Below are 14,732 nucleotides of genomic sequence, written 5' to 3'. Positions count from 1 at the left end.
CCGCCGTCGGCAGACCGGTGATCCGCCGGACGACAGCGGCGGGGGACGTTGGCCGGGGCGGCGGCCGGACGCATCGTGGGTCTCGCCGTGTCCCCTGCCGAGGAGAGGCGAAGCCCATGGCCCCCGCCGACCGCACCGCGTCCGCCGAGCCGCAGATCCTGGTGATCTTCGGCGCCACCGGCGACCTCGCCCGCCGCAAGCTGTTCCCCGCCCTGCTGCGGCTGCTGCGGGCCGGGATGCTCCCGGACGCGTTCCTCGTCATCGCCTCGGGACGGCACCCGCAGGGCGACGACGACGCGTTCCGCGACCGGCTCGGGGACGCCGTGCGCGACCTGGCGGGGGACGGGGCGTTCGACGCCGGCGCCTGGCGCGACCTCGCCGGCCGCGTCCGCTACGCCGTCGCCTCGGCCGACGACGGGTCGGCGCTGGCCGACGCGGTGCGCCGGGCGCGGGACGACCTCGGCGGCCACGCCCGCGTCCTGTACTACCTGTCCGTGCCGCCCGGCGCCGCCGAGCCGATGATCGGCATGCTCGGCGGCGCGGGTCTCGCCGAGGACGCCACCCTCGTCATGGAGAAGCCGTTCGGCCGGGACCTGGCCGGCGCCCGCGCGCTGGACGCCGCGGTCGCCCGGTTCGTCCCGGAGGAACGGGTCTTCCGCATCGACCACTTCCTCGGCAAGGAGGCCGTGCAGAACGTCCTCGCCCTGCGGTTCGCGAACGGCCTCTTCGAGCCGGTGTGGAACCGCGACCACATCGCCTACGTGCAGATCGACGTCCCCGAGACGCTCGGCATCGAGGGGCGCGCCCGCTTCATGGAATCCACGGGCACCTTCCGCGACATGATCGCCACCCACCTGTGCCAGCTCCTCGGCTTCTTCGCCCTGGAGCCGCCCGTGCGGATCGCCGCCGACGAACTGCGCGCCGAGAAGCTGAAGGTGTACCGCGCCCTGCGGCCGTTCGACCCGGCCGATGTCGTGTTCGGCCAGTACGACGGCTACCGCGGCGAGGACGGCGTGGCGGACGACTCGCCCACCGAGACGTTCGTCGCGCTCCGCGCCCGGGTCGACAACTGGCGCTGGCAGGGCGTCCCGTTCTTCCTGCGCACCGGCAAGGCGCTGGCACGGTCGCTGCGCGTCGTCACCGTCGGCTTCCGCAACCCGCCGCACGCGCTGTTCGGCGCCGCGGCGCGGGACACCGGCGCGCCCGACGAGCTGGTGTTCGACCTGACGGGCGATCCGGTGGTCAGTCTCGACGTGCGGGCCAAACGCCCGGGACCCGACCTGCGGCTGGCACGCGGCCGGTTCACCTTCCGCGCGGACGAGGCGTTCGCGGCGGGCGAGCCGCTTGAGGCGTACGAGAAGCTGCTGCTCGACGCCATGCGCGGCGACCGCACGCTGTTCACCGGCGCCGCCGAGATCGAACGCCTCTGGGAGGTCTGCGACCCGGTCCTGAAGGCCCCGCCGCCCGCCCTGCCGTACGCGCGCGGCTCCTGGGGGCCCGACGCCGCGTCACGGCTGCCGGGCGAGCGCGGCTGGGCGGTGGGCTGACGCGTGACTGCCGCATCCCCGCTCGACCCGCCGTACCTGCCGATCGCCGAGCACGGCCTCATCGGCGATCTGCGGACGGCCGCGCTCGTCGGCACGGACGGGCGCGTCGACTGGTTCTGCGCGCCCCGCTTCGACTCGCCCAGCGTCTTCGGCGCGCTCCTGGACGCCCGCCGGGGCGGCCACTGGCGGATCGCGCCGCTGTGCGACGTCGCGACGCGGCAGCAGTTCTACTTCCCCGAGACCAACATCCTCATCACCCGCATGCTCACCGAGGACGGCATGGTGGAGGTGCAGGACTTCATGCCGGTCTCGCGCGCCCACGACCCCGCGCACCGGCAGCGCCTGGTGCGCCGCGTCGTGAACGTGCGCGGCCGCATGCGGATGGCCGTCGAGATCGCGCCACGCATGGACTACGGGCGGGCGCGGCACCGGGTGGCCGTCCGGCCGGACGGCGGCGTCCGGTTCACCGGCGGTCCGGTGGAGCTGGCGGTCGGAAGTACCGTCCCGCTGCGCGCCGACGGCATGGACGCCCGCGCCGAGTTCTCGCTGGAGGAGGGGCACTCCGAGGTGTTCGTCCTGGAGGTGGGGGAGCCCGGCCGCACCGGCCGCGGGGACCGGCCGGACCCCGGGGACGCCGACGCGCTGTTCGAGCGGACCGTGGCGTTCTGGCGCGGCTGGCTCAGCGGGTCGGCGTACACCGGGCGCTGGCGCGAGATGGTGCACCGCTCGGCGCTCACCCTGAAGCTGCTCACGCACGAGCCGAGCGGCGCGCTCGTCGCCGCACCGACGCTCGGCCTGCCGGAGCGGATCGGCGGCGGCCGGAACTGGGACTACCGGCACGTGTGGATCAGGGACGCGGCGTTCTCCCTGTACGCGCTGCTGCGCCTCGGGTTCACGGAGGAGGCCGAGGCGTTCATCGGGTGGCTGACGCGCGGCCCGCTCCGCTCGGGCGGCGGCCCGGCCGGCCCGCTGCGGGTCATGTACACCATCGACGGGCGGCCCGACCTGCCCGAGGAGGAACTCTCCCACCTCGCCGGCTACCGGGGTTCGCGCCCCGTCCGCACGGGCAACGCGGCGGCCGACCAGACACAGCTCGACATCTACGGCGAACTCGTCGACTCGGTCTACCTGTTCAACAAGTACGGCGCGGGCATCGCGCACGACGGCTGGACGGACCTGTGCGGCGTCCTCGACTGGCTGCTGGAGAACTGGGACCGGCCCGACGAGGGCATCTGGGAGACCCGGGCCGGGCGGCGGGACCACACGTACTCGCGCGTCATGTGCTGGGTCGCCGTCGAACGGATGATCAGGATGGCGCGCCACCGCGGCCTGCCGGGCGACATCGTCCGCTGGAGCGCGGCGCGCGACCGCATCTACCGGCAGGTGATGGACCGCGGCTGGGACGCCGCCGCCGGGACGTTCGTCCAATCCCTGCGCGCCCCGGAGGGCGCCGGGCGGGACCGGCCCGTGCTGGACGCGTCGCTGCTGCTGATGCCGATGGTGAAGTTCATCTCGCCCGCCGACCCGCGCTTCACCGCCACGCTCGCCGCCATCACCGAGCAGCTCGTCACCGACAGCCTCGTCTTCCGGTACGACCCGGCGCTGTCCCCGGACGGGCTCACCGGCGTCGAGGGCACCTTCTCCATCTGCTCGTTCTGGTGGGTCGAGGCCCTCACCCGCACCGGGCAGGCGGAGCAGGCGCGGATCGCGCTGGAGAAGACGTTCACCTACGCCAACCACGTCGGCCAGTACGCGGAGCAGATCAGCCTCACCGGCGAGCACCTCGGGAACTTCCCGCAGGCGTTCACGCACCTCGCGCTGATCAGCGCCGCCGTGAACCTCGACCGCGCCCTGGGCTGAGGCCCGCGCCGCCGCACCTCTCAGCGCAGGCCGGAGCGGACGAACGAGTCCTGGACCTGCCGCTGCAGCAGCGCGTAGATCACGAGGACCGGCACGCAGGACAGCCCGGACGCCGCCATCACCGCGCCCCAGTCGTTGCCCTCGGCGCCCAGGAAGCTGCGGATGCCGATCTGGACGACGGAGTCCGCCCGCTGGAGCACGAGGGCGGGCCACAGGTAGTCGTTCCACGCGGAGATGAACATGAGGATGAACAGCGAGGCGAGCGCGGGCCGGGTGCTCGGCAGCACGACCGTCCACAGCGCCCGCCAGCTCCCCCGGCCGTCCATGGTGGCGGCGTCCAGCAGCTCCCGGGGGAACGCCTGGAAGTGCTGCCGCAGCATCATCACGGCCATGGGCGCGCACAGGTTCGGCACGACGACGCCGGCGAGCGTGCCGAGCAGGCCGAGCTGCGACAGCAGGACGTAGTTCGGGATCATCGTGACCTGGAACGGGATCATCCACGAGCCGATGAACATCAGGAACAGCAGCCCGCGCCCCGGGAACCGCCAGCGGGCGAAGCCGTAGGCGGCGGGTATGGCGATCAGCAACTGCGCCGCCGCCGTGGCCACCGACACGAGCAGCGTGTTGAGCAGCATCCGCAGCATCGGGATGCTGTCCCACACGTGGGTGACGTTCTCCAGGCTCAGCGGCCACGGCAGCGGGGACTGGGAGAGGACGTCCCCCGACGGGCGCAGCGCCGTGAGGAACATCCAGTACACCGGGCCGATCGCGGCCAGGGCGACGGCGATCAGCAGCAGGTGCCCGCCGGCGCGCGCGGCCAGGCCGCGCAGGGCGCCCCGCGCGGGCGCCGCGCCGGGGGCGGCTCCCGGGGGTGGCTCGACGGGGTCGGGGGCCGGGGCGGTGGGCGGGTCCAGCAGGACGAGGGTCATGTCGGGGCTCCTGTGTGTTCCTGGCGGTGAACGGCGGTGAACGGCAGCGGACGGGCGGGCTCAGTCGTCGTAGAAGCTGAGCCGGTCCATCAGCTTCACGAAGAGCAGCGCCACCAGCGTGAAGGCGACGAAGAACAGCACACCGGCCGCGGCCGACAGGCCCGCGTCGAAGTTGCGGAACCCGAACTGCCACAGCAGGTGGTAGACGTTGGACGTGGCGTTGCCCGGCCCGCCCTGGGTGAGGACGTCGATCACCGGGAACGTCCACTGCGCCGACAGCAGCAGCGTCATCAGCGCCAGGAACACCAGGGTGGGCGACAGCAGCGGCAGAGTGATCCAGCGGGTGGTCTGCCAGGCGGTGGCCCCGTCGGTGGATGCGGCGGCCGCGTAGTCCGGGCCGATCCCGGTCAGCCCGGCCGCCACCACCAGCACGCCGAAGCCCATGAGCTGCCACCCGGTGATCAGGACGACGGCGAGCACGGCGAGCTGCGGGTCGCGGAACCAGTTGACGGGCTCCATGCCGAAGGCGGAGAGCAGCGTGGTCAGCGGGCCGCCCTCGGGCGCCAGCAGCCAGCGCCACACCGCGGCCGTGGCCACCGGCGTGATCAGCACCGGCACGAAGATGAGCGCCTGGTAGAAGCCGCGGGCTCGGCCGCCGACCCGCCGGGTGAGCAGGGCGATGACGACGGGCAGCACCGTGGAGAAGACCAGGAGCGCGCCGATGTAGAGGGCGGTGGTGCGGATCGCCTGCCACATCTCCGGCAGGGCCAGCACCTCGCGGTAGTTGTCGAGACCGACCGGTGTCATCGGGTTCGACGGCACCATGTTCCAGTCGTAGAAGGACAGTTGGAACGTCTGGGCGAGGGGGCGGTAGGTCCACAGGACCAGCAGCGCGAACGCCGGCGCGATGTACAGCAGCGGCACCAGGTGCCTGCCCAGGGCGCGCAGCCGGCGGCGCGGCGCCCGGGCCGGGCCGCCCGCCTCGCCGGCCGGGGCCGACGGGGCCGGGCGGCCGGCCGTGGGGAGTGCCTCGACGAGCACGGCCTCAGCTCCCCGCCACCGCGTCGGCGCCCCGGTCGCCGGCGGCCAGCCACGTGGCCATCTGCTCCGTGGTCACCTCGTACAGGGTCTGCGCGTCGCCCCACGGCGTGGTGGAGGCGACGGTGTCGCCGCCGAAGCAGTGCACGAGGTTGAACGACTGTCCCGCGTCCATGCCGCGGTGCGCCGAGGAGGCGGGGGACAGGATGTCCGTCGAATAGCAGGTGGCGGCGGCGACCGCGACCGGCACGCCGGCGAACAGGCCGCTCGACGCGTAGTGGTAGTGGCCGCCGAGGATCATCCGGACATCGCTGCCGGCCACGACCTCGGCGAGCCGCTCGCGCTCCCGCAGGTCGACCAGGCGCAGCAGGTCGCTGGTGGGGGCCAGCGGCGGGTGGTGGAGGGCGAGGATCGTGCCGCCCTCGGCGGGCGTGGCCAGTTCATCGGCGAGCCAGTCGAGCTGCTCCTGGACGATCTCGCCGTAGTGCTCGCCGGGCACCGTCGAGTCGAGGGCGATGAGCCGCAGGCCGCCGAAGCGGTGCACCGTGTCGTACGGCTCGTCGGTCGGGTCGGCGTCCAGCAGGCCCGCGCGGAACGCGCCGCGCTCGTCGTGGTTGCCCATCACCCAGACCACGGGGGCGCCGATCCGTTCGGCGGCCGGCTCGACGGTGCGGCGCAGCCGGTCGTAGGCGTCGGCGTCGGCGGTGTCGGCCAGGTCGCCGGTGAAGACGAGGGCGTCGGGCGTGATGCCGGCGGCCTCCACGGCCTGCAGGGCGGCCGTGAGGTTGGCGCGGGTGTCGGCGACGCCGTGCAGGGGCTTGTCGCCGCCGGTGAAGTGGGTGTCGCTGAAGTGGACGATGAGGTGGTCGGGGGTGACGCTGTCGGTCATGACGCTTCTCTCGGTGAGTCGGGGAGGGGGGCGGAGGGCCGGGTCAGACGAGTTCGAGCCGGGCGCCGGGTTCGTTCGCCGTGCCGGGCTCCGGCTCGACGAGGGCGGCGCGCAGCCGGTCCAGGCCCTCCGGCGTGACGCCGTGGGCCAGCAGGAACGCGCGCACGGTGCCGTGGCCGGCGCGGACACGGACCAGGGTGGTGCGGATCAGCTCCGCGGGCGCGGCGGTCGCGGCCCGCGCGAGACCGGCCGGGATGCCCGCGTCGGCGAAGTGCTCGCGGATGTCGTCCAGGAACGCGCCGGACAGCAGCGCCTCGGACGCCGTGTAGTCCGTGACGATGTCGTCGTCGCCGACCCCGAGGACCGAGAGCACCAGGGCGACGACGACGCCCGTGCGGTCCTTGCCGGCCGAGCAGTGCGCGATCGCGGGGAGCGCGCCGGGGGCGCACAGGGCCGCGACCGCGCTGCCCAGCCGGTCGGCGTGGTCCTCGACCAGCCAGCGGTAGACCTCGTCGAGGTCCAGGTCGCCGGATCCCTGGTCGTGCAGACGGTCGCCGAGCACGGCGACGCTCACATAGGCGGCGTCCAGACCGTCGAGCCGGTCGGGCGCCCGGTCGCGCTCGCTCCTGTCGCGCAGGTCGAGGACGGTGCGCAGGCCGAGGCGGGCCAGCAGGGCACGGCCCTCGTCGTCGAGCCGGTGCAGCGCGTCCCCGCGCAGCAGGTGGCCCGTGCGGATCGTGCCGCCCTCGGCGGGCAGGCCGCCCGTGTCGCGGACGTTGTGGGTGCCGGCCAGCGGCAGGCGGGCCGTCGAGTGGGTGGGTGCGGTGGTCATGTCCCTCCAGGACCGGTGCGGGGGCTGTGCTGGGCGGGGGGCGTCGGGGTCACAGGAGGTCCTGGGCGCGTTCCTGCGCGTCGCCCAGGACGCCGGCGGGGTCGGCCCCGTCGAAGACGGCGGACTGGACGGCGTCCATCCACAGGTCGGTGATCTGCACGAAGCTGTCACCGGGGAAGGACTGCCAGGGCTCCAGGCGGTCGAGCTGTTCCAGGTTGGGGGCGAGCAGCGGGTTGTCCGCGGCCCACTCGCTCAGCCCGTCGTCCACGAGGCCGGTGCGCAGCGGCAGGTAGCCGATGCCGGTGGCGATCCGTTCGTACGCGTGGTCACTGGTCAGGAAGGTGATCAGCTCCCAGGCCGCGCGCTGCTTGGCGGCGTCGTCGGAGAAGACGAACAGGGCGGAGCCGGAGTTGGTGGGCACGGCGTCCTGCCCCGTGAAGCCGGGCATCGCCGCCGCCCGCAGGTCCCAGCCGCCGGCCTCGGCGGACTGGGTGAGCGACCCCTGCACGGCGGAGGACTGGAGGAGCATCGCCGCGTCGCCCCGGCCGAACGCCTCCAGGCCCTGGGTCGAGTCGAGGTCGGCCACGGCGCCCTGCTCGACCAGGTCCGCCATCCCGGCGACGGCGTCGACTGCCGCGCCCTCGCCGAAGGTGAGACTCTCGCGGTCGTCGGAGATGACGCTGCCGCCCGCGGAGCGGATGATGCCCTGCATGCACCAGGAGCCGACCGGGTCGAGGCAGCCGACGACCGCGCCCTGCGAGCCGGTGGCGTCCCCGATCGCGGTGGCGGCGTCGGCGACCTCCTCCCAGGTGGTGGGCGGCTGGTCGGGGTCGAGGCCGGCGGCGGTGAACAGGTCGGCGTTGTAGTACAGGACGGGCGTGGAGAAGACGTACGGGACGCCGTACGTCTCGCCGTCCCAGTCGCCCAGGGTGCGGGCGCGCTCGTGGTAGGGGTGCTCGCCGTCGAACTGGGCCTGGACGGCGTCCGTCCCGAACAGGTCGTCGAGCGACTTGGCGTGCAGCCCGTTCACCGCGAAGTCGAGGCCGTCGAACGTCAGCTGGGCCACGTCGGGCGGTGATCCGGCGAGCAGTTGGGTCTGCACGCTGCTGATGGTGTTGCTGCCGTCGCTCTGGCCGCCCTGCGGGGGCTGCGCGTGGACGGTGATGTTGGGGTGCTCCTCCTGGAACTCGTCGAGCAGCCCGTTGATGGTGTCCGACCAGGCGCCGGACTGGGCGAGGTTGTAGCTCTCGAAGGTGATCTCGACCTGCTGGTCCGCGGCGAGTTCGGGGACGACGTCGCCGGCGCCGCCGTCGGAGGTGCCGGACGTGTCGGTGCTGCCGAGCCCGCCGCAGGCGGTCGCGGCGATCAGCAGGGCGCCGGCCAGGGCGGCGGCGCGCGGGCCGCCGCGGTGAAGGGGACGCATCGGTTGCTCTCCAGGGGCGTGGTGGGGTGTGCCGCGCGGTGCCCCGGCGGGGACGCGCGGCGCAGGGGGAAGGGGGAGGACGGGAGTCAGACGGCTTGGCCCGTCGGGGCGGCGGAGACCGCGGGGACGGGCGCGGGGGCGGCGGGGCGGTCGCCCGGGGTCCGGCCGGCGGCCGGGTCCCGGACGAGCCGGCGGCCGGTGGCGCGGTCGAAGAGGTGGACCCGGTCCGGGTCGGCGGCCAGCCGCACCGGCCGGCCCTCGCGGACACCGAGGGGGCGCGGGCCGCGCAGGGCGGCGCGGCCCTCGCCGACGGCGACCTGGGCGACCTCCTCGAAACCGAAGTTCTCGACGGCCGTCACGGTGCCCTCAAGCAGGACGGACGGGCCGCCTCGCGCCGTGCCGCGCGGCTCGGCGCCGCCGGGGGCGAGCAGCGTCAGGTGCTCGGGACGCACGCCGAAGACGATGTCGCGCGCGGGCGTCGCACCGGCCCACAGGTGGGCTTCGAGGCCGGCCGCCCGCGCGGTGACCCAGCCGTCGGAGGTCTCCACGCGGGCGTCGATCAGGTTCATCGGCGGGGTGCCGAGGAATCCGGCGGCGAACACGGTGGCGGGGGTGTCGTACATCTCGGCGGGCGTGCCGACCTGCTCCAGCCGGCCGCCGTTGAGCAGCGCGACGCGGGTGGCCATGGTCATGGCCTCCACCTGGTCGTGGGTGACGTACACGAAGGTGGCGCCCAGGCTGCGGTGGAGTTCGGCCAGTTCGACGCGGGTCGCGGTGCGGAGCTTGGCGTCCAGGTTCGACAGCGGCTCGTCCATGAGGAACGCCTTGGGCTCGCGCACCAGGGCGCGGCCCAGGGCCACGCGCTGCCGCTGCCCGCCCGAGAGCTGCTTGGGGCGCCGGCCGAGCACATGGCCGAGTTCGAGGCGCTCGGCGACGTCGCGGACGGTCTCCCGCGCGGCGGCACGGTCCGCGCCCCTGGCGCGCAGCGGGAAGCCGATGTTCTTCTCGACCGTCAGGTGCGGGTAGAGCGCGTAGCTCTGGAACACCATGGAGACGTCCCGCCGCCGCGGGGGTTCGTGGGTGATGTCGCGGCCGTCCAGCCAGATGCGGCCCGAGGTGGGTTCGAGCAGGCCGGCGATCATGCGCAGCAGCGTCGTCTTGCCGCAGCCGCTCGGCCCGAGCAGGACGAGGAACTCCCCGTCCGCGATGTCCAGTTCGATGCCGTCCACGGCCACCGACCCGCCGAAGCGGCGCGTCAGAGCCTCGATCCGGATACCGCTCACGGTGCCTCCCGCCCTGCCACGGAATCTCGTTCCATGGAGATCTGCTGATTTCGGTTCGCTGTTCCACGAGTCAGCATGGGAGGGGTGTGTGAATGGCGCGTGGCCGGAAAACGACCCTTCACGGAAGGCGTCCCCAGCAACACATGCCGGGTGTGTCCGGTTCGCCCCGCGGCGGGCGCTCAGCCGGCCCCGGTCTCCGGGCGTTCGATGAAGTCGGCGACGGTGGCCAGCTCCGCCGCGTCCTGACGGCCCGCCGCCAGGTCACGGGCCTGTACGCAGATCTCCAGCGCGTTCAGCAGAAGTGTCTGCACCACGCCGCCGGTCTGCACCCGCGAGCTGAACGGGCCGCCGCCCGGCCCCGCGACCAGCACCACATCCGCGTGCCGCGCCAGTTCGGACCGGTGGAAACTGGTCAGCCCCACCACCGTGGCACCGGCCGCCCTGGCCGCGGCGGCTCCGCGCAGCGTGACCAGGTTGAGCCCGCTGTCGCTGATCGCGAGGCACACGTCGCCGGGACCGAGGGTCCGCGCCGTCACCTCCTGCACGATCGCATCGCCCGGCGCCTCGGCCGACCGTCCGCGCCGCATCAGCCGCAGCGCGGCCCCCTGCGCCGCCGGCGCTGAACCGCCGTTGCCCAGCACGAGCAGCCGGGGCGTCGCGGCCACCGCGTCGACCGCGCGCGCGAACTCCGCCCCGTCCAGCGGCGCCAGCGACTCGCCGAGGGCGTCGGCCACCGTGCGGAACACCCCGCGGGCCACCTCGGCCGGCTCCGCCTGCGGATCGAGCGCGGGCCCGCCCCGCGGGGCCGCCGACGCGATGTCCCGCACCAGCAGGATGCGCAGATGCTGGAACCCCTTGAACCCCATGCGCTGGCACGCCCGGACCGTGCTGGCGCGCGACGTCCCCGCCGCGCCCGCGAGATCCGCCACGGTCCACTCGCGCACATCGGCCGCCCGGTCGAGCACCACGGCGGCGACCCGCCGCTCGCTGGGGTTCAGCGTCGGCAGGGCCGCCCGTACGCAGGCCAGCGTCCCGCCCACGGGCGGGTCGAGAAACTGTTCGCTCACGCCCCCAGCCCTACCACGCGTGGATGACGGGAGGACGGCGGGAGGACGGTGCGGACGCGGGCCGTCCCTCTCGCGCACGTGTGCGGGCGTCCGGCACGGATCGGGGACCGCGCCGCGCGGGAAGACCACAGGCCGGGGCCGTGTTCCGTCCCCGTCGCCCCACCGCACCGGGAGGCATCCGTCATGAGGCACCGGAACTCCGGGCGCAGGACCGGCGCGGCGCTGGGCGCCCTGGCGCTGCTCGCCTGCCTGTTCACCCCCGAAGGCACCGGCCCGGCCCACGCGGACGGGGCCGGCGCCGGCACGCCCCCAGCCGTCGCGCTGACCGGCACCGTCACCGAGGCCCTCGGCTGTCCCGCGGCCGGCGCCGACTGCCCGGCCGCCCGGCTCAGCCCCGCGCCGGACGGCACCTGGTCCGGCACGTTCGCGCTCCCGGAGGGCGAGTGGACGTACGGCACGACGGCGGACACGGGCCGGGCCGCCCCCCTCTCCGTCCCGGCGGGCGGCGCCCGCGTCACCGTCGTCCACGACCCCGCGACCCACCGCACCGCCGACGACCTCGGCACCGCGATCGTGACGGCCGCCGGCACCTTCCAGGCCGCGCTCGGCTGCCCCGCCGACTGGTCGCCCGACTGCCTGCGCGCCTGGCTCGACGATCCGGACGGCGACGGCGTCCACACCTTCACGACCTTCGCCGTCCCGGCGGGCGACCACCAGGTGAAGGCCGTCACCGACCGCGCGTGGACCGGGGCCTACGGCGCCGGCGGCGTACGGGGCGGCGAGTCCGTCCACTTCACCGTCCCGCCCGGCGGCGCCAGGACGACCTTCCGCTTCGACGCCGCCACCCACCGCATCGACGCCACGGTCACCGCCACCCACACCGTCACCGCCGACGAGCCGCCCCTCGTCACCGCCGTCGGCACCTTCCAGTCCGCCGCCGGCTGCGAAGCGGACTGGCAGCCCGCGTGCGACCTGACCCGGCTCACCGACGAGGACGGCGACGGCACGTTCACCTGGAGCACCACCGGCATCCCGGCCGGCGCCCACGAGGCCAAGGTCGCCATCGGCGGTACCTGGGACGAGAACTACGGCGCGGGCGGCGAGCGCAACGGCCCCAACATCGCCTTCCGTGTCCCCGACGGCGGCGGGACCGTCACCTTCACCTACACCGCCGACGACCACGTCCTCGCCATCGACACCGGGGCACCGCCGGGCGACGGCACCGCCCCCGGCGACACGTTCCGCGCGCACTGGCTCACCCGCGACCGCATCGCCTGGGAGGAGGCCGTCGCCGGCCGCACGTTCTGGCTGTACGCCGCACGCGACGGCGGGGTGACGATCGGCCAGGACAGCCACGGCGTCCCCCTCACCCACGAGCCGTCCGGCCTGCCCGCCGACACCCGGGAGGCGTACCCGCACCTGGCGTCCCTCGGCTCGCTGCGGCTGCCCGGCGACCTCGGCGACGACGACCTGCGCGCCCTCCTGAGCGGCGACCTCGCCATCGCCGCGTTCGGCGCCGACGGGCGTCTCGCCGCGTCGACCCGCCTGCAGACGCCCGGCGTCCTGGACGACCTGTACGCCGCCGCTCGCTCCCGCGCGCTCGGCCCCGCCTTCGACGGCGACGGCACACCGACCCTCACCCTGTGGGCGCCCACCGCCCGTTCCGTCACCGTCCGCCTGTACGACACACCGGGCGCCGGGACGCCGACGGCCACGGCGGACCTCACCCCCGGCGCGGACGGCGACGGCGTGTGGAGCGTGCGCGGCGAACCCGGCTGGAAGGACGACGCGTACGTCTTCGACGTGGAGGTCTTCGTCCCGGAGACCGGCCGCGTCGAGCACAACGAGGTCACCGACCCGTACTCCCTCGGCCTCACCGCCGACGGCGCCCGCAGCGTCCTGCTCGACCTCGCCGACCCGGCCCTCGCCCCCGACGGCTGGGACGACATCCCCGCCCCCTCGGCCGCGGCGCCCGAGGAACTCACCATCCACGAGCTGCACGTCCGCGACTTCTCCGTCGCCGACACCACCGTGCCCGCCGAACGGCGCGGCACCTACGCCGCGTTCACCGACCCGGACACGGACGGCATGCGCCGCCTCGCCGCGCTCGCCGAGCACGGGCCGACCGCCGTCCACCTCCTGCCCACGGCCGACTTCAGCCCCGTCCCCGAACGCCGCGCTGACCGGGCGGAGCCCGACTGCGACCTGCCGTCCGAGGCCCCCGACAGCGACCGGCAGCAGGCGTGCGTCGCCGAGGTGCGCGACCGCGACGGCTTCGACTGGGGCTACAACACCCAGCACTTCACGACCCCCGAGGGCTCCTACGCCACCGATCCGGACGGCGGCCGGCGCACCCTGGAGTTCCGCGCCATGGTCGCGGGGCTGCGGGACGCCGGCCTGCGCACCGTCATGGACGTCGTGTACAACCACACGCCCGACCACGGCCAGGACGGCACCGGCAACCTCGATCGCATCGTCCCCGGCTACTACCACCGCCTCGACGCGGACGGCGCCGTCACCACGTCCACCTGCTGCTCGAACACCGCCACAGAACACGCCATGATGGCCAAGCTCATGACCGACTCCGTCGTCACCTGGGCCACCGCCTACCGTGTCGACGGCTTCCGCTTCGACCTCATGGGCCACCACCCGAAGAGTGTCATCACCGGGGTGCGCGCCGCCCTGGACGCCCTCACGCCCGAGCGCGACGGCGTCGACGGGAGCGCCGTCGTCCTGTACGGCGAGGGCTGGGACTTCGGCGAGGTCGCCGGCGACGCCCGCTTCGTCCAGGCCACCCAGGAGAACATGGCGGGCACCGGCGTCGGCACCTTCAACGACCGGCTGCGCGACGCGGTGCGCGGCGGCGGCCCGTTCGACGCCGACCCGCGCGTCCAGGGCTTCGCCAGCGGCCTGTTCACCGACCCGAACGGCGCCGCCGTGAACGGGAGCGAGGCGGAGCAGCGCGACCGGCTCCTCCTGCTGCAGGACCAGATCCGCGTCGGCCTCACGGGCAACCTCGCCGACTACACCTTCACCGACCGCACCGGCCGCACCGTGCGCGGCGCCGAGGTCCCGTACGGCGGCGGCGCCCCCACCGGCTACACCGCCGACCCGCAGGAGGCCATCACCTACGTCGAGGCCCACGACAACCTGACGCTCTACGACAGCCTCGCCTACAAACTCCCCACGGACACCCCCATGTCCGACCGCGTGCGCCACCAGATCCTCGCCCTCGCCACCACGGCGCTCGGCCAGGGCACCACCTTCTGGCACGCCGGCACCGAACTGCTCCGCAGCAAGTCCTTCGACGGCAACAGCTACAACTCCGGCGACTGGTTCAACCTCTACGACCCCTCCGGCACCGACAACGGGTTCGGCCGCGGACTGCCGCCCGAGGACGACAACGGCGCGCTGTGGGACCACGCGCGCCCCCGCCTCGCCGACCCCGCCCTGCGCCCGGCCCCCGCCGACCTGGCCGCCGCCGACGCGCTCGCCCGTGACCTCGTCGCCCTGCGCGCGGGCAACCCCCTCCTCCACCTCGGGACCGCCGACCTGATCCGGGAGAAGGTCACCTTCCCCGGCGCGGGCACCGGCCAGACGCCCGGCGTCATCGTCATGCGGATCGACGACACGGCCGGGGGGACGGACGCCGACCCCGCCGCCGACGGGCTCGTCGTCGTCCTCAACGCCACCACCGGGACGACGCGGCAGACCGTCCCCGGGGCGGCCGGCGCCGCGTACGCCCTCGACCCGGTGCAGGCCGGCGGCGCCGACCCGGTGGTGCGGGAGGCGGCGTACGACAGCGGCACCGGCACGTTCACCGTGCCGCCGCTGACGGCGGCCGTCTTCCGCACCACGGGGTGA

At 74.6% G+C, this 14,732-nt stretch carries 10 protein-coding genes; 3 read left to right on the top strand and 7 right to left on the bottom strand.

All coding sequences use genetic code 11. The features are described from left to right. Nucleotides 1-116: 116 nt before the first annotated feature. Together zwf and EMA09_RS00815 are read left to right on the top strand one after the other, a co-directional pair. Nucleotides 117-1,547 (top strand): glucose-6-phosphate dehydrogenase, encoded by a 1,431-nt coding sequence (gene zwf, locus EMA09_RS00820; protein ID WP_129837897.1) that lies wholly within the window; start codon nucleotides 117-119, stop codon nucleotides 1,545-1,547. A gap of 3 nt (nucleotides 1,548-1,550) precedes the next feature. Continuing rightward, on the top strand, nucleotides 1,551-3,407 hold the full coding sequence (locus EMA09_RS00815) for a glycoside hydrolase family 15 protein (protein WP_129837895.1): 1,857 nt from the start codon (nucleotides 1,551-1,553) through the stop codon (nucleotides 3,405-3,407). 20 nt (nucleotides 3,408-3,427) lie between these two features. Here the strand turns inward: EMA09_RS00815 and EMA09_RS00810 are convergent, their stop codons facing one another. The 7 genes from EMA09_RS00810 to EMA09_RS28115 form a co-directional block, all read right to left on the bottom strand. Beyond that, nucleotides 3,428-4,336 (bottom strand): carbohydrate ABC transporter permease, encoded by a 909-nt coding sequence (locus EMA09_RS00810; protein WP_129837893.1) that lies wholly within the window; start codon nucleotides 4,334-4,336, stop codon nucleotides 3,428-3,430. Between the two features lie 60 nt (nucleotides 4,337-4,396). Continuing rightward, complete coding sequence (locus EMA09_RS00805; protein ID WP_206305880.1) at nucleotides 4,397-5,377, bottom strand: sugar ABC transporter permease; 981 nt, start codon at nucleotides 5,375-5,377, stop codon at nucleotides 4,397-4,399. A gap of 4 nt (nucleotides 5,378-5,381) precedes the next feature. After that, complete coding sequence (locus EMA09_RS00800; RefSeq protein WP_129837891.1) at nucleotides 5,382-6,263, bottom strand: metallophosphoesterase; 882 nt, start codon at nucleotides 6,261-6,263, stop codon at nucleotides 5,382-5,384. 43 nt (nucleotides 6,264-6,306) lie between these two features. Further along, a complete protein-coding gene (locus EMA09_RS00795; protein WP_129837889.1) occupies nucleotides 6,307-7,095 on the bottom strand; it encodes a tyrosine-protein phosphatase in 789 nt (262 codons plus the stop codon). Nucleotides 7,096-7,144: 49 nt separating this feature from the next. After that, complete coding sequence (locus tag EMA09_RS00790; RefSeq protein WP_129837887.1) at nucleotides 7,145-8,518, bottom strand: ABC transporter substrate-binding protein; 1,374 nt, start codon at nucleotides 8,516-8,518, stop codon at nucleotides 7,145-7,147. A gap of 86 nt (nucleotides 8,519-8,604) precedes the next feature. Beyond that, nucleotides 8,605-9,801 carry an ABC transporter ATP-binding protein gene (locus tag EMA09_RS00785; RefSeq protein WP_129837885.1) on the bottom strand — a complete coding sequence of 399 codons (1,197 nt, stop codon included), beginning with the start codon at nucleotides 9,799-9,801 and terminating at the stop codon, nucleotides 8,605-8,607. Nucleotides 9,802-9,980: 179 nt separating this feature from the next. Next, complete coding sequence (locus EMA09_RS28115) at nucleotides 9,981-10,868, bottom strand: MurR/RpiR family transcriptional regulator (protein ID WP_168220611.1); 888 nt, start codon at nucleotides 10,866-10,868, stop codon at nucleotides 9,981-9,983. Between the two features lie 183 nt (nucleotides 10,869-11,051). Here EMA09_RS28115 and pulA point away from each other — a divergent pair, with 183 nt between their 5' ends. Beyond that, a complete protein-coding gene (gene pulA / locus EMA09_RS00775) occupies nucleotides 11,052-14,732 on the top strand; it encodes a pullulanase-type alpha-1,6-glucosidase (RefSeq protein ID WP_129837883.1) in 3,681 nt (1,226 codons plus the stop codon).

This window comes from Streptomyces sp. RFCAC02 (assembly GCF_004193175.1).
Classification (GTDB): Bacteria; Actinomycetota; Actinomycetes; order Streptomycetales; family Streptomycetaceae; genus Streptomyces.
This window is presented reverse-complemented; position numbering and strand designations above follow the sequence as displayed.

What these genes read in the sequence shown, in the direction of transcription:
- EMA09_RS00795 (WP_129837889.1), bottom strand. Translation starts at nt 7,095, where the DNA reads ATGACCACCGCACCCACCCACTCGACGGCCCGCCTGCCGCTGGCCGGC.
- zwf (WP_129837897.1), top strand. Translation starts at nt 117, where the DNA reads ATGGCCCCCGCCGACCGCACCGCGTCCGCCGAGCCGCAGATCCTGGTG.
- EMA09_RS00790 (WP_129837887.1), bottom strand. Translation starts at nt 8,518, where the DNA reads ATGCGTCCCCTTCACCGCGGCGGCCCGCGCGCCGCCGCCCTGGCCGGC.
- pulA (WP_129837883.1), top strand. Translation starts at nt 11,052, where the DNA reads ATGAGGCACCGGAACTCCGGGCGCAGGACCGGCGCGGCGCTGGGCGCC.
- EMA09_RS00810 (WP_129837893.1), bottom strand. Translation starts at nt 4,336, where the DNA reads ATGACCCTCGTCCTGCTGGACCCGCCCACCGCCCCGGCCCCCGACCCC.
- EMA09_RS00800 (WP_129837891.1), bottom strand. Translation starts at nt 6,263, where the DNA reads ATGACCGACAGCGTCACCCCCGACCACCTCATCGTCCACTTCAGCGAC.